Annotated in this window: 18 protein-coding genes and 2 pseudogenes; 13 read left to right on the top strand and 7 right to left on the bottom strand. The window is 72.0% G+C overall.

Annotation, left to right across the window (positions count from 1 at the left end; translation table 11 throughout):
- Positions 1-148 precede the first annotated feature (148 nt).
- The 3 genes from ACTMVF_RS15330 (at position 149) to ACTMVF_RS15320 (ending at position 3383) form a co-directional block, all read left to right on the top strand.
- Positions 149-754 (top strand): TetR/AcrR family transcriptional regulator, encoded by a 606-nt coding sequence (locus ACTMVF_RS15330; RefSeq protein ID WP_441271567.1) that lies wholly within the window; start codon positions 149-151, stop codon positions 752-754.
- Between the two features lie 47 nt (positions 755-801).
- Positions 802-1746, top strand: coding sequence for a DMT family transporter (locus ACTMVF_RS15325; RefSeq protein WP_441271566.1), 945 nt, complete (start codon positions 802-804; stop codon positions 1744-1746).
- 119 nt (positions 1747-1865) lie between these two features.
- Entirely contained in the window at positions 1866-3383 is a 1518-nt protein-coding gene (locus ACTMVF_RS15320; protein WP_441271565.1) for an SDR family NAD(P)-dependent oxidoreductase, read from the top strand.
- A gap of 4 nt (positions 3384-3387) precedes the next feature.
- On the opposite strand, the gene ACTMVF_RS15315 is transcribed toward ACTMVF_RS15320, so the two are convergent.
- Positions 3388-4221, bottom strand: coding sequence for an SDR family oxidoreductase (locus ACTMVF_RS15315; RefSeq protein ID WP_441271564.1), 834 nt, complete (start codon positions 4219-4221; stop codon positions 3388-3390).
- 25 nt (positions 4222-4246) lie between these two features.
- On the bottom strand, positions 4247-4642 hold the full coding sequence (locus ACTMVF_RS15310) for a hypothetical protein (RefSeq protein WP_441271563.1): 396 nt from the start codon (positions 4640-4642) through the stop codon (positions 4247-4249).
- A 472-nt stretch (positions 4643-5114) separates the two neighbouring features.
- Between ACTMVF_RS15310 and ACTMVF_RS15305 the strand changes: the two genes are divergently transcribed.
- From ACTMVF_RS15305 to ACTMVF_RS15290, 4 genes are all read left to right on the top strand, one after another.
- A complete protein-coding gene (locus ACTMVF_RS15305) occupies positions 5115-5288 on the top strand; it encodes a hypothetical protein (protein ID WP_403330695.1) in 174 nt (57 codons plus the stop codon).
- Positions 5289-5516: 228 nt separating this feature from the next.
- Positions 5517-6095 carry a TetR/AcrR family transcriptional regulator gene (locus ACTMVF_RS15300; RefSeq protein WP_441271562.1) on the top strand — a complete coding sequence of 193 codons (579 nt, stop codon included), beginning with the start codon at positions 5517-5519 and terminating at the stop codon, positions 6093-6095.
- Between the two features lie 16 nt (positions 6096-6111).
- A complete protein-coding gene (locus ACTMVF_RS15295; RefSeq protein WP_441271561.1) occupies positions 6112-7302 on the top strand; it encodes a GDSL-type esterase/lipase family protein in 1191 nt (396 codons plus the stop codon).
- A 7-nt stretch (positions 7303-7309) separates the two neighbouring features.
- Positions 7310-7627: a hypothetical protein gene (locus ACTMVF_RS15290; protein WP_441271560.1), complete on the top strand. Its 318-nt coding sequence runs from the start codon at positions 7310-7312 to the stop codon at positions 7625-7627.
- A 3-nt stretch (positions 7628-7630) separates the two neighbouring features.
- Here the strand turns inward: ACTMVF_RS15290 and ACTMVF_RS15285 are convergent, their stop codons facing one another.
- Positions 7631-8989, bottom strand: coding sequence for an amidase (locus ACTMVF_RS15285; protein WP_441271559.1), 1359 nt, complete (start codon positions 8987-8989; stop codon positions 7631-7633).
- Positions 8990-9238: 249 nt separating this feature from the next.
- On the opposite strand from ACTMVF_RS15285, the gene ACTMVF_RS15280 reads away from it, so the two are divergent.
- Complete coding sequence (locus ACTMVF_RS15280) at positions 9239-11086, top strand: family 20 glycosylhydrolase (protein WP_441271558.1); 1848 nt, start codon at positions 9239-9241, stop codon at positions 11084-11086.
- Between the two features lie 34 nt (positions 11087-11120).
- Entirely contained in the window at positions 11121-12671 is a 1551-nt protein-coding gene (locus ACTMVF_RS15275) for an alpha-L-fucosidase (protein ID WP_441271557.1), read from the top strand.
- Between the two features lie 59 nt (positions 12672-12730).
- Here ACTMVF_RS15275 and ACTMVF_RS15270 read toward each other — a convergent pair whose 3' ends face one another.
- Entirely contained in the window at positions 12731-13165 is a 435-nt protein-coding gene (locus tag ACTMVF_RS15270) for a hypothetical protein (RefSeq protein WP_441271556.1), read from the bottom strand.
- An 88-nt stretch (positions 13166-13253) separates the two neighbouring features.
- On the opposite strand from ACTMVF_RS15270, the gene ACTMVF_RS15265 reads away from it, so the two are divergent.
- Positions 13254-13925, top strand: a complete 672-nt coding sequence (locus ACTMVF_RS15265; protein ID WP_441271555.1) for a helix-turn-helix transcriptional regulator — start codon at positions 13254-13256, stop codon at positions 13923-13925.
- 27 nt (positions 13926-13952) lie between these two features.
- On the opposite strand, the pseudogene ACTMVF_RS15260 reads toward ACTMVF_RS15265, so the two are convergent.
- Positions 13953-14432, bottom strand: a pseudogene (locus tag ACTMVF_RS15260) (substrate-binding domain-containing protein); the annotation flags it as partial.
- A 13-nt stretch (positions 14433-14445) separates the two neighbouring features.
- Here ACTMVF_RS15260 and ACTMVF_RS15255 point away from each other — a divergent pair.
- Both ACTMVF_RS15255 and ACTMVF_RS15250 read left to right on the top strand, forming a co-directional pair.
- A pseudogene (locus ACTMVF_RS15255) lies at positions 14446-15063 on the top strand (glycoside hydrolase family 38 C-terminal domain-containing protein); the annotation flags it as partial.
- A gap of 106 nt (positions 15064-15169) precedes the next feature.
- Entirely contained in the window at positions 15170-15994 is an 825-nt protein-coding gene (locus ACTMVF_RS15250; protein ID WP_441271554.1) for an N-acetylmuramoyl-L-alanine amidase, read from the top strand.
- Positions 15995-16027: 33 nt separating this feature from the next.
- On the opposite strand, the gene ACTMVF_RS15245 is transcribed toward ACTMVF_RS15250, so the two are convergent.
- Positions 16028-16180, bottom strand: coding sequence for a hypothetical protein (locus ACTMVF_RS15245; RefSeq protein ID WP_441271553.1), 153 nt, complete (start codon positions 16178-16180; stop codon positions 16028-16030).
- A 240-nt stretch (positions 16181-16420) separates the two neighbouring features.
- On the opposite strand from ACTMVF_RS15245, the gene ACTMVF_RS15240 reads away from it, so the two are divergent.
- A complete protein-coding gene (locus ACTMVF_RS15240) occupies positions 16421-19993 on the top strand; it encodes a tetratricopeptide repeat protein (RefSeq protein ID WP_441271552.1) in 3573 nt (1190 codons plus the stop codon).
- Here ACTMVF_RS15240 and ACTMVF_RS15235 read toward each other — a convergent pair.
- Entirely contained in the window at positions 19983-20684 is a 702-nt protein-coding gene (locus ACTMVF_RS15235; protein ID WP_441271551.1) for a FadR/GntR family transcriptional regulator, read from the bottom strand. The two genes, ACTMVF_RS15240 and ACTMVF_RS15235, sit on opposite strands and share 11 nt — an antisense overlap.
- Between the last annotated feature and the right edge of the window lie 168 nt (positions 20685-20852).

The raw sequence follows: 20852 nt of genomic DNA, 5'->3' as shown, positions 1-20852 counted from the left end.
GGGCTTGACCGTCGGTATGTCCTGGTGCGCGAGGAGCGTCCCGCGCACCAGGAGCGCTGAACCGACCGAGACCCGCTGAACGTCACACGAGGACTCCGCACCTCACCCCTTACGCTAGGTAGACCTACCTACCTAGTGTGGAGCTGTGTTGAGCGAGACGGATCCGAGTGCGACAGCGGGCGGAAGACGGCGTCCGGCCCGGGAGCGGCTGCTGGAGGCGGCGGCCCGCCGCTTCTACGCCGACGGCGTCGCGGCGACCGGCATCGACACGATCACCGCCGAGGCCGGCGTGGCGAAGATGAGCCTCTACAACAACTTCTCCTCCAAGGCCGACCTGGTCAGGGCCTACCTCGACGCCCGGCACCAGGAGTGGCTCGGCCTGTACCGGACCCGCCTGGAGCAGGCCCAGGGCCCGCGCGACGGCGTCCTCGCGGTGTTCGACGCCTACGCCGACCACGCGGCGTTCGCGTACGAGCACGGCTTCCGCGGCTGCGGGCTGCTCAACGCCGCCGCGGAACTCCCGGCCGGAGACGAGGGCCGGGCCGTGGTGCGCGCCCACAAGGAGGAGGTCGAGCGGCTGATCGCCGACCACCTGGAGCAGCTGCTGCCCGACCGGCCCGACGAGGCGCGCGCGACGGCCGAGCACCTGGCCTTCCTGCTGGAGGGCGCGATGGCACGCGCCGGACTGGAGGGCGACGGCGACCGTCTCCGGCACGCCCGCTCCCTGGCAGCCGACCTGCTGGACCGGTGGTGAGGCGGCGCGCCGGACCCGGCCGGTCGGCGGCGACAGGCGCGCTCTGCGTGCTGGTGGCCTCTGTGCTGTGGGGTACGACGGGCACCGCCGCCACCTTCGCCCCGGATGTGGGCCCGCTCGCGATCGGCGCCGTCGCCATGGGCATGGGCGGACTGCTCCAGGCGCTCTTCGCCGCCCCGCAGATCACCCGCCATGCTCCCCGCCTGCGCGAGCAGCGCGGCACGGTAGTGCTCGGTGCCGTCACGGTGGCGGTCTATCCCCTGGCGTTCTACAGCTCCATGTACCTGGCCGGAGTCGCCGTGGGCACCGTGGTGTCCATCGGTACCGCCCCGCTCGCCTCGGCCCTGATCGAACGGGTCGTGGACGGCCGTCGGCTCACGCGCCGCTGGATGCTCGCGGCGAGCCTCGGCCTGCTCGGCACCGTCCTGCTGTGCGGAGCCGAAGCCGCCCATGCCGCCGACGACACCGGACAGGCCTCGGTGGCCGCCACGCTGCTCGGCGTCGGCCTCGGACTCGTCGCCGCCGCGACCTACGCCCTCTACTCCTGGGCCGCGCACCGGCTCATCACCCACCGGATCCCCTCCCGCGCGGCGATGGGCGCCGTCTTCGGACTCGGCGGACTGCTCCTCCTGCCCGTCCTCGCGATGACCGGCGCCCCCCTCATCGGCTCCTGGTCCAACGCGGCAGTCGGCACCTATATGGCGCTGGTCCCGATGTTCGCCGGCTACGTCCTGTTCGGCTGGGGCCTCGCCCACGTCCCGGCCAGCACCGCCACCACCCTGTCCCTGCTCGAACCGGCCGTCGCGGCCGTCCTCGCCGTCCTGGTCGTCGGCGAACGCCTGCCCGCCACCGGCTGGATGGGCATCGCACTCGTCATCGCCTGCCTCGGCGTACTCACCGCCCCAGCAGCCGGCCGCCGACACCGCCCCGGCAAGACGGCCCCGAGCGACGACGCGGCCCAGGGCGACCTGGTACGCCCCAGCGCGATGTAGAGCGCTCATCGCCGCGGCCCCCGGTTTTTGGAGTACCGGCCCCGCGCTCCGTACAATTCCCCGTTCGAAAGCGGACGCGGTCGGAGCGCCGCGCGGGTGATCAGGGAAACGGCAGCGCGATGACGGTGACAGAGGAAGGCTCGGCGACGGCGCACGAGGTCGTGCACGAGCCGGGTGACGAGGTCGTGTACGGCCCCGGCATCGACCCCGAGCGGCTGGCCGTCTGCCTCGGCGTGCTCGAGGAACTCGACAAGCTGGAGGTCGACCACCCCGACGCCATCGCCGTGCGCCGGGCCACCGCCGGCATCTACCGCACCGTCAAGCAGCGCCGCCGCCAGGAGCGCCGGGCCGCCAAGACCGCGCACGACAAGGCGGTCACGGAGGCCACGGCGACCGGCTCCGCCCAGCGCATCGACGACGAGACCGAGGGCCTCCTGCCCTCGTCGGCCACTGAGGAGGGCAGGATCGCGGGGATACTCCAGCGCCCGCGCTCCTGCTACACCTGCAAGACCCGGTACGTGGAAGTCGACTACTTCTACCACCAGCTCTGTCCGGACTGCGCCCGCCTGAACCGCGACAAGCGCGACGCCCGCGCCGACCTCGCCGGAAAGCGCGCCCTGCTCACCGGCGGGCGCGCCAAGATCGGCATGTACATCGCGCTCAGGCTGCTGCGCGACGGCGCCCACACCACGATCACCACGCGCTTCCCGAAGGACGCCATCCGCCGCTTCAAGGCCATGGACGACTCCGGCGACTGGATGCACCGCCTGGAGGTCGTCGGCATCGACCTGCGCGACCCCGCGCAGGCCGTGGCCCTCGCCGACCAGGTCGCCGAGGCGGGACCCCTCGACATCCTCATCAACAACGCGACCCAGACCGTACGCCGCCTGCCCTCCGCCTACGCCGCCCTGGTCGACGGGGAGAGCGCCCCGCTGCCCGCCGGCGAGCTCCCCGCCCACCACGTCATCGGCGCCTTCAACTCCGGCGCGGTCGACGGCCTCGCCGCCCTGCCCCTCGGCACCAGCGGCCTCGACGCCCAGAAGGTCGCCGACCTCGCCCTGGTCGCGGGCAACGCCAGCGTCGCCCGGCACCTCGACGGCACCGCCATCGACGCGGGCGGCCTCGTCCCCGACGTCGTGGACACCAACACCTGGGTGCAGACCATCGAGCAGATCTCCCCGGTGGAGCTCCTCGAGACCCAGCTGTGCAACTACACGGCGCCGTTCATCCTGATCAGCAAGCTGCGGCCGGCGATGGCCGAGGCCGCGAAGAAGGCGGCGAGCGGGCGCGCGTACGTCGTGAACGTCTCCGCGATGGAGGGCGTCTTCGGTCGCGGCTACAAGGGGGCGGGCCACCCGAACACGAACGCCGCCAAGGCCGCGATGAACATGGTCACGCGGACCAGCGCGCAGGAGATGTTCCAGAGCGACGGCATCCTCATGACGTCGGTCGACACGGGCTGGATCACCGACGAGCGTCCCCACTTCGACAAGTTGCGCCTTGCCGAGGAGGGCTTCCACGCGCCGCTCGACCTGGTGGACGGTGCGGCGCGGGTCTACGACCCGGTCGTGCGGGGTGAGGCGGGTGAGGATGTGTACGGCGTCTTCCTGAAGGACTACGCGCCGGGTAAGTGGTAGGCCCCTACGGGGGTGGGGTGATGACGCCGGTGGGAGGCTGCGGGGCGTAGAGGGCCGGTCGGGCAGTTCCCCGCGCCCCTGGGTTGGCCGTGCGGGCCGCGCGTACCCGTGTACCCCCGTCCACCAGCAGGTCCGCCCCCGTCACCCACTCCGCCGCGTCCGACGCCAGCCACACCACCGCCCGCGCCACATCCTCCGGCTCCCCGATCCGCCCGAGCGGCAGCCCGGCCGCCACCTCCTCCTCGTCCGGCTCCCACACGAACCGTGCCATCTCGGTGCGGACGAGCCCGGGGGAGACGGAGTTGACCCGTACCTTCGGGGCCAGCTCGCCCGCGAGCTGCTGGGTGAGGTGGGCGAGGGCCGCCTTGCTGGTGCCGTAGGCGCCGATGTGGGGGCCGACATGGGCGGCGCCCTCCGTGCAGACGTTGACCACCGCGCCGCCGTGCTCGCCCATCCAGGCCCGCCAGGCGCACTGCACGAGCCGCAGGGGCGCCTCGACGTTCACGGTGAACGCCTCGCGCCAGGCCAACGGGTCGACGTCCATGAGGGGGCCGTACGGCAGGTTGGTGGCCGCGTTGTTCACCAGCACGTCGATCCGGCCGAACTCGCGCAGGGCCAGTTCCACGACCGCCCGCAGATGATCGGGGTCGGCCACGCTGCCGGCCGCCCCGACGCCGCCCAGTTCGGCGGCGGTCCGCCGCACCTCGTGGGCGTCCCGCGCGGTCACGCACACGAGCGCACCGGCCCGCACCAGGTGCTCGGCGACCGCTCGGCCGATGCCGCGCGTACCGCCCGTGACGACGGCGGCCCTGCCCCGGAGTGCGTACGACGACGTCATCGCCGTACCGTCTCATGACGGGCCGTCAGTCAACAGCCCCGAGACGCGAGTGCCGTGCCGCCACCAGCTCCAGGACCGTGCGCCAGTCCTCCAGGACCCCGGCGTCGAATCCGGTGGCCCGGCTCTCCTCGATCGCCAGGCGCAGGCGCAGCGCGTCTTCGTCGGTGCCGGGGTTGTGGCGGCGCACGAGGCGGTGGACGCGTTCGCCGAGCAGCGGCCGTACGGCTTGCGCCGCTTGCTCGGTGCGGCGGATCTCGTCGCCCGGGCACAGCAACCGCCCGATGTCGTGCACCAGGCCCGCCACTTGGAGCTCCTTGTCGGCGGGGCGGCTGCGGCGCAGCAGCGCGGCGGTCCGCAGCGCGGGCTGGTGCGGGCAGGCGTACAGCAGATCCATCAGCTCTTCGACACTGCGCAGCTCCATGCGTCAGTCCTCCCGCCGGACAAGCCGTTGCGTACGGCAGCAGATCATGGCCGCCTTGCGAATCGGCCAACGGGACTTGAACTGCGCGGCGTGCTCGCGTTCCGCGCCGGACAAGAAGATGATGTTGACCCGAACGAGTGGCTTTAAAACGGTTCATACCGTAACAAACACGTGAATAACATAGCTGGTAAATACCGGATGACTCCGGATAGTTACACGTTGTTTGCAGCCCCATCGAGCGGGCACCCGCTCATTTGGTTAATCTGTAGCGGACGGACAGCACTACAGGGTCCCAACCCACACCCACGGTCCGTCCCGGGACAAGCCGGTGCACAACGGCCTGCTCGCACACCAGTTACCGGCGCCACCGCGTCCGAGCCGACTTTGAGTAAGACCCGAGCGGGCGTCGAGCACCGGACCGCAGACTGGACCGGCCCGCCCCGAGGGTGATCCGACACAGAAGGAGTGCGCGGTGACACCTGAGAAGACGAATCGCGAACAGCGCCCCAAGGAACGCACGGAGCGCACGGGCAGCCGGTCGGAGGAGATCGGCAGTCTCGATGTGTGGGCCAGGTCCGCCCCCATCCGCTTGGCGGGCTACGAGGACGACCTCGCTGAGCCCCACATCCTGCCCAGCGTCGACTGACGGGGCAGACCCCTTCGCGATCGCCGACCGCATGGGCGTGCGGGACTCACGCCCATGCCGATCAGAGAAGCCGCGGCCGACGGTTGGCCGCGGATTTCGCGTTTTTGGCGTCCCCGACTCCGGCTGCGGCCACGGCGTCGCTTTAGCCGACCGCCTCCAACCCCTCCCGTATTTGCCTAAAGGCTTTAGGTAAATGCATAATCGCTTCTGGCGAAGGGGAGGACGGTTGTGGCACGCGTAGGACTGACCACGGAACGCCTGGTCCGGGCGGGTGCGGAGCTGGCCGACGACGTCGGCTTCGAGCAGGTGACCGTGTCGGAGCTCGCCCGGCGCTTCGACGTCAAGGTCGCGAGCCTGTACTCGCACGTGAAGAACTCCCAGGACCTCAAGACGCGGATCGCCCTGTTCGCACTGGAGGAGCTGGCCGACCGGGCCGCCGACGCCGTGGCCGGCCGGGCCGGCAAGGACGCGCTGGTCGCCTTCGCCGACGTCTACCGCGACTACGGCCGCGAGCACCCCGGCCGTGCCGCCGCCGCGCGGATGCCGCTCGACCCCCAGACCGCGGCCGCCAGTGCGGGCGTCCGGCACGCGCAGATGACGCGGGCGATCCTGCGCGGCTACGACCTGACGGAGCCGGACGCGACGCATGCCGTACGGCTTCTGGGCAGCGTCTTCCACGGGTACTCCAGCCTGGAGATCGCGGGCGGCTTCAGTCACAGCGTCCCCGACTCCCAGGAGACCTGGACCCGGATCCTGGACGCCCTCGACGCCCTGCTGCGCAACTGGCCCACCGCGCCCACCCCCTGACGGACAGGCTGAGGACATGGACACCGAGCACGACTGGATCACCACGCCCGTCACCGCCGACCTGCTGCGCGGCGCTCTCGACGTCGAGCACACCGAGCACGGCGTACTGCCGCACCGGCTGCCCGCCCGGGCACGCGCCCAGAACACCGACGAGCAGCTGGCGATGGCCGAGTCCCAGCCCTCCGGCGTACGGCTGGCCTTCCGCACCCGGGCCGGCGCCGTAGAACTGGACACGCTGCCCACCAAGCGCAGTTATGTGGGAGTACCGCCCCGCCCGCACGGCGTGTACGACCTGCTCGTCGACGGGCGCCTTGCGGGACAGGGCAGCGTGACCGACGGCAACGTCGTGGTCGTCGACATGGCCGCCGGCACCGCCGAGCACCGGCCAGGCCGGCCCGGCACCGTCCGCTTCACCGGGTTGCCCGACCGCGACAAGGACGTCGAGATCTGGCTGCCGCACAACGAGACCACCGAACTGATCGCCCTGCGCACCGACGCCCCCGTCGAGCCCGCTCGGGATCCGGGCCGCCGGGTCTGGCTGCACCACGGCAGTTCGATCAGCCACGGCTCCGACGCCGCGAGCCCCACCGGCATCTGGCCCGCGCTCGCCGCCTCCCTCGGCGGCGTGGAGCTGATCAACCTCGGCCTGGCCGGGAGTGCCCTGCTCGATCCGTTCACCGCCCGCGCCCTGCGTGACACCCCCGCCGACCTGATCAGCGTCAAGATCGGCATCAACCTCGTCAACCTGGGCCTGATGCGGCTGAGCGCCTTCGGCCCCGCGGTGCACGGCTTCCTCGACAGCATCCGGGAAGGACACCCGACGACACCGCTGCTGGTCGTCTCGCCCATCCTGTGCCCGATCCACGAGGACACGCCCGGCCCCTGCGCCCCCGACTTCAGCGCCCTCGGCACCGGACGCCTGCGGTTCGTCGCCATGGGCGACCCGGCGGAACGCGCCGGCGGCAAGCTGACGTTGCGCGTCATCCGGGACGAGCTGTCCCGCATCGTGAAGCAGCGCGCGGCCGACGACCCGCACCTGCACTACCTCGACGGCCGCGAGCTCTACGGCGAGACCGACTCCGCCGAACTCCCCCTCCCCGACGACCTCCACCCGGACGCCGCCACCCACCGCCGCATCGGCGAACGCTTCGCGCGGCTGGCGTTCACGGCCGAGGGACCCTTCGCGGAAGAGACCGGAAAGCGATGATCAGGGCGTGAGCGAACGAGACCATGACGACGGACTCGCCCACCTGTGGGAGGAGCACATGCGCGCGCCGTTCCCGGCGGGCTTCCGCGGAGTGGACTACGACGGGGTGGATCTGGTCCTGCTCGACGCGGACGTCGCCGGGCTCGTCCGGAGCGAGCTCGACGGCGGGCTCGACGAGGAGGGTGTGGCGATCCTCTGGTGGTGCATCGCGGGCCTCGACAAGGTCCTGCCGCTGATCGACGACGAATACTGCGCGTCCTACTACCGGAGACTGCGGACGGCGGCCGGAGTCACAGCAGCGCGCCACATGCCCGGCGCGATCTGAGGACTACGACGACACCGCCTGGTCCAGCGGCGCCGTCCGCTGCCAGGGCCGCAGCTTCTCGATCTGCTCCGCCAGGCCCAGCAGCTCCGCCTCCGAGCCCGGACGCCCCACCAGCTGGATGGCGCAGGGCGCTCCGGAGGGCAGCGTGCCGAAGGGGACCGACAGCGCGGGCCAGCCGGTGAGGTTCCACGGTGGGGTCAGTGGCGAGTAGGCGGTGTTGGCCATGATGTTGCGCAGCCAGCCCCGCTCGTGCCAGGGCTCGGACCTGGGGGAGCGGCGGGCGAGGGCAGGAGTCAGGAGCACGTCGTACTCGGCGAAGAACGGCTCCAGGCGGCGGCGCAGCTGCTCCCGGCTCTCACCGCCCCGCACCTGGCGCAGGAAGCGCCGGCCGACGGCCGCGTGGACCCGGGTCCGGCGGGCGAGCCGGTGCGGGTCGAGGCCCTGGGCGTCGACGGCCGTGCCCGCCGTCCAGTGGGCGAGCGAAGTGAGGCCCAGCGACATCGGATAGGGCGGGTCGGCGCGCCGTACCTGGTGGCCCGCCTTGATCAGCAGCCCCGCGGCCTCCCGGGCGGCGGTCGTATACGGCTTGCTGACGGCGACCCCGGCGAGCGGGCTGCGCAGGGACACGGCGATCTTGTGGGTGCCGGGCGCCTTCGGGAGGGCGACCTCGGTGCCGGCGATGACCGACAGCATCAGACGGGCGTCCTCGACCGTGGTGGCCAGGGGGCCGTTCTCCGACATGCCGAACCAGTCGCCGTCGCTGATGCCGGCCGGGACCACGCCGGTGCCGGGCTTGATGGTGACGAGGCCGCAGTTGGCCGCCGGTATGCGCAGCGAGCCCATGCCGTCGTTGCCGAGGGCGATCGGCACCATGCCCGCGGCGACGGCGGCCGCGCTGCCGCCGGACGAGCCGCCCGCCGTGCGCGAGGTGTCCCACGGGTTGCGGGCGGTGCCGTGGACGCCCTCGGTCGTGCCGAAGACACACAGCTCCGGCACGTTCGTCAGCCCCACGACCACCGCGCCGGCCGCCCGCAGCCGGGCCACGGTGACGTGGTCGTGGTCGGCCGGGGTGTCCGGCGTCGCCGCGGAGCCGACGCGGTTGGACTCGCCGCCCACCGCCAGGTTGTCCTTCACGGCCACCGGCACGCCGGCCAGGGGCAGTTCGGCGAGATCGGCGCGCGAGCCGACCTCGTCGGCCTCGGCGAGCGCCGCCTCGGCCCGGACCACCCGGAAGGCGCCGACGTGGCCGTCCAGCCGCTCGATACGGGCCAGGTGCTCGGCCACCACCTCACGGGGCGTGGCCCGCTTCTCGCGTACGGCGGCGGCGATCTCCGCGGCGGTCCGGCCGACCCAGCTGGTCACGGGCCCTCCTCAGGGCTTACTCGCGAGTATGTAGCAGCACTCTGCCTGGCCGCGCGCCCGGCGTCGAGGGGGTGCGGCGCTTGGATATTCGGGACGGTGTTCTTGGACTTTTCACGACAGCGCTCCTCGGCGCGGCCCTGCTGACCTGCGCATCATCCGATCAATGAGTCAACACAGCGCTTTTCGCGGCCCATTGACAGCCCCTGGGGCCCGCCCAATCATCAGACATCCGATGAATGGGGGTGTCTCATGAGGAGACGCTTGAGAACGGCCGGTGTCCTGGCGGCGCTGACTCTGTTCTCCGCGGTGTCGGAGTCGGTGTCGGTGCCGGCGGTCGCGGAGGAGAAGCAGGGGGCGCCGGTCACGGTGCCGGCCCTGACCGACTGGACACCGGCACCCGGCAGCTACACCTACGAGCGCTCCGCCCGCCTCGTGGCCGACAGCGTGAGCGAACGGCGGGTCGCCGACACCCTCGCCGACGACCTCCGCGACGCGGGACACGGCACGGCCGCCGTGGTGCGCGGCGGTGCCCGACCCGGTGACATCGTTATCGACGTCCGGCCCTCCCGGACCTCCCTCGGTGCGGAGGGCTACGAACTCAGCGCCGGCAAGCGGCTCTCGGTGACCGCGGCGACCGAGACCGGCGCCTTCTACGGCACCCGCACCCTCCTCCAGCTGCTGGCCCGGAGCGACCGCATCCCGGCCGGCCGCACGGTGGACGTACCGCGCTACAAGGAGCGGGGTGTCGGCGTCTGCGCCTGCTACATCCACGTCTCGATGCCCTGGCTGGAGAACCTGGTCCGCGAGATGGCGTACCACAAGCTCAACCAGCTGCTCCTCGAACTGAAGGTGAGGAGCGACGCCCATCCCGAGGCCAACACCTGGGGGTACTACACCAAGGACGAGATACGGCGGCTGGTCGCCCTCGGCAACCGCTACCACGTCGAGATCATCCCCGAGATCAACTCGCCGGGGCACATGGACCCGTGGATCGAGAACCGCCCCGATCTCCAGCTGACCGACTCCGACGGCAACAAGCAGCCCTCGCGCCTCGACATCACCCGCCCCGAGGCCTTCGCCTACTACACCGGCCTGATCGACGAGTACGCCCAGGTCTTCACCGCCACGTCCTGGCACATGGGAGCCGACGAGTACATGCTCGGCTCCGACTTCGCCAAGTACCCGCAGATCCTGAAGTACGCGCAGGACAGGTACGGCCCCGACGCCACACCCCAGGACGCCTTCATCGACTTCGTCAACCGCGTCCACGCCCACGCGGCCGCCAAGGGCAGGAAGCTGCGCATCTGGAACGACGGGCTCACCGGCGCCAACACCGTCCCCGTGGCCGCGGGAACGACGGTCGAGCACTGGCTGAACGTGGCGGTGAAACCGAGCCGACTCCTGGCCCGGGGCTATCCGTTGATGAACGCGGCATACGCCTTGTACCTGGTCCGCGGCGGCTTCCACAGCGACACCAAGGGGCTGTACGACCAGAGCTGGGACCCGCGCAGCTTCGAGGGCGAGAAGCTCGCCTCCAGTGACGGCATCACCGGCGCGAAGATCAGCCTGTGGCCCGACAACGGCCGCGGCGAGACCGAGAACGAGGTCGCCGTCGCCCTGTGGCCCGCGCTCCGGCACATCGCCCAGGCGACCTGGGGCGATCCCCATCCCGACGCCACCTACGCCGAGTTCACCGCACGCGGCACGGCGGTCGGGCACGCGCCCGGGTGGCGGGACCTGACCCGGGTGCCGGTGGCGGACGGGGCGTACACCTTCCGGACGGGCGGCCGCTCCTTCACCGCCGAGGTGGCGCGCACGGCCGACGGTTACATGACCGTGCGGACGGCCGACGGCTGTCTCGAGGTGCGCGGCGGAAGGCTCACGCTCAACGTGCCGTTGCAGCCGGGCGTCGAGGCGGCGCCGCAGACATGCGCTCCGGAGAACACCCTCCAGCGCTGGCAGTTGGAGCCCACAGCCGGTGGCTACCGCCTCGTCAACGCCATCACCCGGATGACGGTCAGCGTGGCCTCCGACGGGCGGCTCGTGCAGTACCCGCCGGACCAGCGCACGCCCGCCGTATGGCATCTGAGCCGATGACCTGACCTGAGGATCTGACCAGAGGAGCCGCCCCATGGCCGTATCCCGACGCGTCTTCGTCGCGACAGCCGCCGCCCTCGCAGTGACCGGCGCCGCCAGACCCGCCCTGGCGGCACACCGAGCACCCGCCGCCGCCGAAGACCCCCACTACCGCATCCCCGTCAGCCCCGACGACACCGAGGCCGACCTGGTCCGCAAAGCCTCCCAAGTCCGCCCCACCGCACGGCAGATCGCTTGGCAGCGCCTGGAACGCACCGCGTTCCTGCACTTCGGCGTGAACACCTTCACCGGCCTGGAATGGGGCACCGGCGACGAGGACCCGGACGTGTTCCAGCCGACCGGCCTCGACACCGACCAGTGGGCCCGCGCCCTGCGCGACGGCGGCTTCCGGCTCGCCGTCCTGACCGTCAAGCACCATGACGGCTTCGTGCTCCATCCGTCCCGCTACACCGACCACTCGGTGGCATCGAGCAGTTGGCGCGACGGTCAGGGCGACGTCCTGCGTTCCTTCGCCGACTCCATGCGGCGGCACGGCATCAAGGTCGGCGTCTACGTCTCACCCGCCGACGAGAACCAGTACCTCCACGGCGTCTACGCCAACGGCAGCGCCCGCACCGACCGCACCATCCCCACCCTCGTCGACGGCGACGACCGCACACCGCCACGGACGTACACCCTGCCGGCCACCGACTACGGCGCCCATATGCTCAACCAGCTCTACGAGGTCCTCACCGAGTACGGCCCGGTCGACGAGGTCTGGTTCGACGGCGCGCAGGGGCGCATCCCGCCGGACAAGGTGGAGAAGTACGACTGGGACAGCTGGTACACCCTCGTCCGCTCCCTCGCGCCGGACGCCGTGATCGCCGTGTCCGGCCCGGATGTGCGCTGGGTCGGCAACGAGGGCGGGCTGGCGAGGGAGGACGAGTGGAGCGTCGTACCGGTCCAGGAGAAGGATTACGGCCGGACGGACTACGCCCTCGCCTACGACGCCCCCGACATGGGCAGCAGGGACGCCCTGGTGAAGGCCCGGCCGGTCGCCGACCACCTCCAGTGGTGGCCGGCCGAGTGCGACGTGTCCATCCGGGACGGCTGGTTCTACCACGCCGACCAACAGCCGAAGAGTGTCGAGCAGTTGACGGACATCTACTTCCGGTCCGTGGGCCGCAACTCGGTGCTTCTGCTCAACATCCCGCCGGACACGGACGGTCTGCTGCCCGCGGCGGACGTGGCGCGGCTGCGGGAGTTCCGCGAACGCGTGGAGCGCGAGCTCCCGCAGGACCTGGCACGGGGCGCCCGGATCACCGCTTCCCCGGGGCGCATCGCCGTCGATCTCGGCCGGGAGCGGGAGGTGGACCGGATCCGGCTGGCGGAGGACATCGGGTACGGGCAGCAGGTGGAGAGCTTCGTCGTCGAGGCGCATCGCGACGGTGCCTGGACGGAGGTGACCAGGGCCGGGACGATCGGCCTGAGCCGGATCGTGCTGCTGGCGGCTCCGGTGCGGGCGCGGCGGTGGCGGGTACGGGTGACCGGTTCGCGGGCCGCTGCCCGGCTCGTGGAGTTCGGGCTGTACCGGTCGAGGGTCTGACCGGGTTCCGTGGGGCGGTCACCAGGGCTTCGGCGACGTGGTGACCGCCCTCCCTCGCGTCAGCGCGGTCCGGCGCCGTGATAGCGCTGGGCGAGCCGCGCCAGTGCGACCGCGCCGAGCAGCAGGCCGAAGTCGCGCAGCGCGATGTCGTAGTAGTCGGGAATCGTCAGCAGGTTCACGATGATCCCCGCGAGCCAGCCGGCCACCAGCCAGCCCCCGAAGCGCGGCGCCACCGCGACGGCCAGACCGGCGACGATCTCGATCACGCCGACGGCATACATGGCGGCCTGCGCGCTGCCGGGGACGATGTCGTTGATCCACGGAGCGAGGTACACCGGCCAGTCGACGAGCAGGTTGGTGAACTTGTCCAGCCCGAACAGCACCGGCGCGACGGCGAACCCCACGCGCAGGATCCAGAAGGCCTGGTAGCCGGGGTCCGTGGTGATGGCATGCCGCCCGGTGCCGGGCGTGGCGGTCGAGGATGCGGACGACATGGCGCCCTCCTTCTATAAACAATGTCTGTTATCGATAGAAGCGCATCCTGTCTCTTTAGTCAATGCCGGTTGGTTTTACACTGGCCTCGTGGACCACTCGAAGGACGCACATCGCGACGACCTCTCCGCCATCGCGGCGCTGGAGGAGCCGACGCGCCGTCGGCTGTACGAGCATGTGGCGCGCAGTTCGGGCCCCGTGGGCCGGGACGAGGCCGCCCAGGCCCTGGGGCTGGCCCGGCAGACAGCGGCGTTCCATCTGGACCGCCTGGCCGGCGAGGGGCTGCTGGACGTCGTCTACGAGCGGCGCAGCGGGCGAACGGGGCCGGGTGCCGGGCGGCCGGCCAAGCTGTATCGGCGTTCGAGCCGGGAGGTCGGCGTAAGCCTGCCCGAGCGGCGCTACGACCTGGCCGGGCGGCTGCTGGCCCAGGCGGTGGAGGAGTCCGACGCCACGGGCGAGCCGGTACGCGCGGTGCTGCACCGCAAGGCGACCGCGCTGGGTGAGCGGCTGGGCGGCCAGGCGGCGACCGGAGTCGTGGACCTGCTGGAGCGGTACGGCTTCGAGCCGCGCCGTGAGGGGGAGGCCGTCGTCCTCGGCAACTGCCCCTTCCACGAGCTGGCGCGTGAGCACACCGAGACGGTGTGCGGGATGAACGTCTACCTGTTGCGCGGTGCGCTCGCTGCCTCGGGCGACACCTCGTTCGAGGCGCGCCTGGCGCCGGCTCCGGACCGGTGCTGTGTGGTGCTGGAGCCGGTCCCCTGAGCCCGGCCGGGGATTCCGGCGAGGCGATCAGTCGGTGCGGGCCGCCCCCGTGCTCTCCCGTGCGATCAGCCGCGGCACCGGCACCCGCACGGTCCGAGCCGGGCCTCCGTCCAGCAGCGCCGTCAGCTCCGTCGCCGCCGTACGGCCGAACTCCACGCTGTCCCGGGACAGCGCGGACAGCCACGGCTTGACCATGCGGCACAGCGCGGAGTCCTCCCAGGACACCACCGAGACGTCCGCCGGTACCGCGAAGCCGAGTTCGCCCGCGGCGACCGCCCCGGCGACGGCCATCACGTCGTTGTCGTAGATCAGGGCGGTCGGGGGAGTGCGGACCTCCAGGACCCGGCGGGTGACAGCCGAGCCCTCGGCGTCGGAGTAGTCGGTGGTCACCGACCGCACCTCGGTCAGGCCACGGCGCCCGGCCTCGGCGCGCAGGGTGCGGATACGGCGCTCGGTGTGGGCGAGGCCCGGCAGGCCGGCGATGTGCACGATCCGCCGGTGGCCGAGGCGGGCACTTCTCCCCACGCACACCAACACCAGCTGGGAGGCCGCCAAGTTCGAGGCCTGCAACCACCGCTTCGTGCACCTGGAGGAGCCGGGCTGGAGCGTCGCCCTCGTCAACGACTCGACGTACGGCCACGACGTCACCCGCACGGTCCGCACCGACGGCGACCGCGGTACGACCACCACGGTCCGCGTCTCCCTCCTGCGCGCCCCGCGCTTCCCCGACCCCGAGACCGACCAGGGCGTCCATCGCTTCCGGCATGCCCTGGTGCCGGGTGCGGGCATCGGGGACGCGGTGCGCGAGGGCTGGCGGATCAATCTGCCGGAGCGGTCGATGAGCGGTGCGCGGGAGGTGGCGCCCCTGGTGACGGTGGACCGGGAGGCCGTCGTGATCACGGCCGTCAAGCCGGCCGACGACTGCAGCTCGGACGTGGTGGTACGCCTCCACGAGGCCCACGGCGGACGGGTACGGGCCACGCTGGAGGCGGACTTCGAGGTCGCGGACGTCACGGCGACGGATCTGCTGGAACGCCCGCTGCCCGAGGCGCCGTCGTACGACGGGCGCCGAGTCGCCCTGCGTCTGCGGCCCTTCGAACTGGTGACCTTGCGGCTGCGGCGGGGTCAGGAGCAATGAAACCGACCGGCGGCGCGCCGACGTGATAGCGGATGCCAACTGGCCCCACACTCAATCCAGTTGGCATCCGTGATGTCCCTAATCCTGGCGCGCCCTGGAGGCAATCATGAAGCTCGTCACACGGGCCCAGCTCGGCTGGCCCGCATCCGCCGCACCGGCGCAGACATCGACCAAGGGCGTGAAGGTCCACTACGAAGGCGCGCCCGTCAGCACCAAGCTCCTCGACGACCACGACCTCTGCATCGCCGAATGGAAGTCGATCCGGGCCTCCCACCTGGCGAACGAGAAGGAGAACTACTCGGACATCGCCTACAACTACGGCGCCTGCCCGCACGGCCACCTCCTCGAGGGCCGTGGTCTGCGCAAGCGCACCGGGGCGAACGGCAACCAGGAGCTCAACCGCGGCCACTACGCGATCGTCGGCCTCGTCGGCAACAAGGGGCTCACCGAACCGACGGACGCGATGCTCGGCGCGATCCGCGACGGGATCGAACTGCTGCGCCGCCATGGCGCCGGCAAGGAGATCAAAGGGCACAGGGACGGTCACGCCACCGCATGCCCCGGAACCCACCTGTACGCGTGGGTGCAGAAGGGAGCCCCACGGCCGGGCGGTGGGTCGGGCGGTTCGGACCCGGGCCCGGCTCGGCCGGTGGTGGATCTGTCGCGGGTGGTCGCCGCGGCCCTGCACGACCCGGCCAAGGCCGGCACGCCGGTGTCGTACGCGGGGGTGAAGACCGTGGAGAAGGCGCTCGTCGCGGAAGGCCTCCTCGAAGCGAAGTACGCGGACGGCCACTTCGGCGGGGCCACCGTCAAGGCGTACTCCGCCTGGCAGCACCGGTGCGGATTCTCCGGCGCGGACGCCAACGGCATCCCCGGCAAGGCCACCCTGCTCGAACTCGGGCGACAGCACGGCTTCGACGTGAAGTCGTAGCTCTGAGGCGTCCCGCCGATCGGGCCGCCGCGGTCAGGAGTGGATCAGATCGAGCAGCCAGCCGATGACGGCACGGGCCGAAGCGGTGATCGAGCCGATGAACAGGGCCCGCGCCAGCGGCCTGCACTTCGTACGGGTGGCCCGGTCACGCAAGGCGGGGCCGTCGGACTTGCGGTCAAGGGACATCGTTCCTCCAGGTGAGGCGTTGGCGGTCCGGTTTGGGACAACCGGTCGCCGACGAGCCTCGGGCCCATTTCGGCGCGCTGCCTCAGTTGCGACGAGCACACCGGTGGGACGCGAGCTCGCGCCGGTCACGCGCACGGGACCGACCCGGTGCGAGAGCATGATGCGATGAGTGGCGACCACGGGGGCGGACCCACAAGGCGGCCGCGGAGGCTGGCACGGGCACGGGCGGGGCCGGGCCCGTTGGGCGCTCTGAAGGACTTGCTGTACCGGGTGTACCTGGCGGCGGATGCCCCGACGCTGGACGAGATCGTCGAGGACATCGCGGCAGACGATTCCCTGACCGGGGCACCCGGGCGTGACACGGTCCGACGCTGCATCAGTGCACCCGATGTGCCTGCCAACCAGGCCGACGTGCTTGCCGTGGCAGTCGTACTCGGCCGTCGCGCCGCCTGGAACCGCGAGGAACTGACCATCAGGGTCAGCGAGTTGTGGGTCGATGCGCACCTCGACGAGCAACCGGGCAAGCCGCTCTGCGCGGTCTGCGACCCCTTCGCGCTGGAAGTGCACCGGGCCATCGACCTCGGCCCGCCTGCGGCCGGCACGGCGCTGCCGGAATTGCCGGTCTACGTCGCACGCGCCCACGACGCGACGCTGCTCACCGTCGTGGCGGAGGCCGCGGCGGGCAGCAGTCGTCTCGTGACGCTGGTGGGCGAGTCGTCCACCGGCAAGACACGCGCGTGTTGGGAAGCCCTGCGCGCCCTCCCGGCCGGATGGCGCCTGTGGCACCCGATCGACCCCACGAGGCCCGAGGCGGCCCTCGCCGAACTCGCCCTACTGGCGCCGCGCACCGTGGTCTGGCTCAGCGAAGCCCAGCACTACCTCCTCACCCCCGCCGCCGACCTCGGCGAACGCGTCGCCGCGGGGCTGCGTACCTTGCTGGACGACCCGCGCCGCGCACCGGTCCTGGTCCTGGGCACGATGTGGCCCGAGTACTGGACGAGGCTCACCACCTCGCCGGCCGCACGGACCGGCGTGGATCCCCACGCCCAGGCCCGCGCGCTGCTGACTGGTCACGAATTGCGGGTCCCGGCCGCCTTCAGCGGACCGGACCTGAGGGCGGCCGCCCGGCACGCGGAGCACGACCCGCGTCTGAAGTACGCCGTTGAGCACGCGGAGCAGGGGCAGATCACCCAGTACCTGGCCGGCGCTCCCGCCCTGCTGGAGCGGTTTCGCACGGCGCCTGCCGCGGGCAGGGCCCTGATCAAGGCCGCGATGGACGCCCGGCGTCTCGGGCACGGACTCGCCCTGCCCCTGAAACTGCTCGAAGCCGCTGCCGAGGGCTATCTCACCGACGATCAGTGGGATCTGCTCGGTGACGACTGGCTGGACGCGGCCCTCGTGCAGGTCGCCACGCCTCTGCGCGGCACCCGCGGTCCCCTCAGCCGCATGCGGCCACGGGGCGGACGGACACTGCCGGCGGAACCCTGTCTCAGACTCGCTGACTACCTCGACCAGCATGGCCGCGGCATCCGGCGTACGGCCCCCGTTCCCGAAGCACTGTGGAACGCCCTCGCCGCACATGCGGCCCCGGGCGACCAGCTCAAGCTCGCCCGGGAGGCCCGCGATCGAGGGCTTCTCCGGATCGCGGCCCGTCTGTACGACTCGGCCGCGGCGGCGGGCGACCCTGGTGCTCTCCTGGCCTTGGCCGACATGCTGGACGAAGCCGGGCGCCCGGACGAGGCTCTCGACTGCTGTCGGCGCGCGGCGGAGAGCGGGGGCGTGCCCGCCGTCTGGGCCGCAGCGGAGATGCTGCACGACAACGGACGTGCCGCCGAGGCCCTCGCCTGGTTCCGACGTGCGGCCGAAGCCGGTGACGAGCGGGCGGTGCGAGCGGTGGCGGAGCTGCTGGAAGAGGCGGGCGGCGCCGAGGAGGCGATCCCCTGGTACCAGCGTGCCGCCCGCGCCGGTGACCGCCACGCCCTGCGGGTGGCGGCCCACCTGTTGAACCAGCTGGGCCGGACGGACGAGGCCATCGCTTGGCTGAGACCCTGGGCGGAGGGCGGCGACGGCCAGGCAGCGCGCATCATGGCCAGATTCCTTGGCCGGGCGGGCCACCTGGAGGAGGCCGCCGAGGCCTATGGGCGCGCTACCGCCCTCGGTGACCCGCATGCCGCACGGGAGATGGCTCTCCTGCCGACACGGCCGGGCCGGGGGGCCAGCGCCAGGGCCGTGAGGGACTCGGCTGGCGGCCGTCCCGACACGATGGAGAGCGAGGCCGGGCCGCGGGCTGGTGAGAGCACCGAGGAGACGCTCGCGCGCTTGCGGGGCCGCGCCGACGAGGGCGACGGGCAGGCCATGCGGGCCATGGGGGAGACACTGCGGGACGCCGACCGCACGGACGAGGCGTTGGCATGGCTGCGCCGTGCTGTCGACGCCGGTGACGCCGGCGCCATCATGCCGCTCGGCGACATGATGGCCGAGGCCGGCCGTATCGACGAGGCACTGGGCTGCTATCGGAGAGCCGCGAACGGCGGGGAAGCCGGCGCGGTGTGGGCGGCGGCACGGATGCTGAACGAAGCCGGACGTGTGGACGCGGCGCTGGACTGGTACCGGCAGGCCGCCGAGGCGCACGGTGACGGACACCAGTGGATGGCGACTCGCACGTCAGCTAGGGAGGAGCGGCTGGAAGAGGTCGTCGCATGGCTTGAGGGCGTGGCAGGCGACGGTGACCGCGAGGCCGAGCAAGTCGTGGCTGCCAGGCTCGGGGAGACCGGCCGGGTCAGGGAGGCGGTCGACCGGTACCGGCAGGCTGCCGAGGTCGGCATCGACGATGCGGTGGAGACCGCTGCCGAACTGCTGGCCGAAGTGGGCGAGGTCGACGAGGCGCTCGACCTGCTCCGGGAGGATGCCGACGTCGGCGACACCGACGCGCTGTGGGATCTGGCGAGCATGCTGCGCGAGGCCGGGCGAACGGAAGCCGCGATCGCTGCCTACCGCCGGGCTGCGGCAGCGGGCAGCGAGGACGCCGTGTGGTCCCTCGCCGCCCTGCTGTGCGAGGAAGGCCGGGCGGTCGATGCCCGCGACTGGCTGCGCTTCGCCCCACCCGGGGGCACGCCGATGTCGGGCACCGAGATCGTGGACACCGTGGCCGGGATGCTGGACGAGGCCGGCCACCTGGACGAGGCGATCAGCTGGTACCGGCATGCCGCCGACGCCGGAAGCCGCCTTGCCCTGGAGCGGGCCGTCGAACTGAGCGCTGAGACGGGCCGGACGCAGGAGACACTCGGCTGGCTGCAGCGCAGGGCGGAAGGCGGAGACACACAGACGGCACGGACCATGGCCGAGATCCTGGCCAAGGCGGGTCGGGTCGACGAGGCGTTCGCCTGGTACCGGCGTTCGGCCGAGCAGGGCGACCCGTATGCGGCCCGGGAGGCCGCGGACATGTTCGCGCGGGCCGGCCGACCATCGGATGCCCTCCTGTGGCTGCGGGAGCACGCACAGGTCACAGGAGACGTCAACTGCCTGTGGAAGGGCGCCGGGATGCTCCTGGAAGGGGGCCGCATCGACGAGGCGGTGGCCTGGTACCAGCAGGCCGCCGACTGCGGTTACCCGCTCGCGCTGCCGCGGGCGGTGCAGTTGCTGCACACCGCCGGTCGGACGGACGAGAGCCTGCGACTGCGCCGGTTCGGCTGGGAACCGGACGGCTCCATCGCCGGGCCCTGGCAACCGCGGACTCCGGGCGGCGTGCCGGGCCGGAGCACCGCCGGCGAGGGCCACGTCCGGACCACCGCGCGAGGTACGGTCACGTACTGAGCTGCGCCCGCAGCCACTCCTCCACCTCGCCCACATGCGCGGCCGCCGCGGCCCGTGCCGCCTCCGGGTCGCGGGCGACCAGGGCGCGGTGGATCGCGGCGTGCTCGCGGCGGGTGCGGGCGAAGGCGCCCTCCTCCTGGTAGCCGCGCCAGACGCGGGCGCGGAAGGTGCGCGAGGACAGGCCCTCCAGGATCGCGGCCATGGTGTCGTTGCCGGCGGCGGCCGCGATCTCGCGGTGGAAGGCCAGGTCGTGGGCGAGGATCTCCTCGGGGTCGTCCGTGGCGTTCATCGCGGTGAGGTGCTTCTCGACCTCCGCCAGCTGGTCCGGTGTGATCCGCGCCGCCGCCAGGGCCGTCGCCGTCGACTCCAGAATGCGGCGCACCTCGAGGAGTTCCACCAGACGCGGGCCGCGGGAGAGGTCGGCGACCACGCCGAACGTCTCCAGCAGGTCGCCGGCCTCCAACTGGGTGACGTAGATGCCCGAACCGTGCCGGGCCTCCAGCACGCCCAGCACCGTCAGCGCCCGGATCGCCTCCCGCATCGAGCTGCGGGAGATGCCGAGCCGGCCCGCCAGATCGCGCTCGGTGGGCAGCCGCTGGCCGGGCTCCAGCCGTCCCTCCGCGATCATCGCCTTGACCGCCTCGATGGCGCGCTGCGTCACGGTGCCCTTCTGCGGGGCTGTCTCGTCCACGCCGTTCCTCCCGTCGCCCGAGGCGCCTGAGGGTGCCCGGTGTGCGGCAGTGTAATCACCAGGGTGGTCGGACCACTATGGCCGGAAACTGCGAAATTCCGCTCCCGAAGGGTGTTGTATCGGCGAAGTGGTCTGATAAATATGCGGGCATCTGCTCGGACCATGTGC

The organism is Streptomyces sp. SD31 (assembly GCF_052068475.1).
GTDB lineage: Bacteria > Actinomycetota > Actinomycetes > Streptomycetales > Streptomycetaceae > Streptomyces.
The sequence above is the reverse complement of the archived record's forward strand: the minus strand, read 5'-3'. Positions and strand labels throughout refer to the sequence as shown.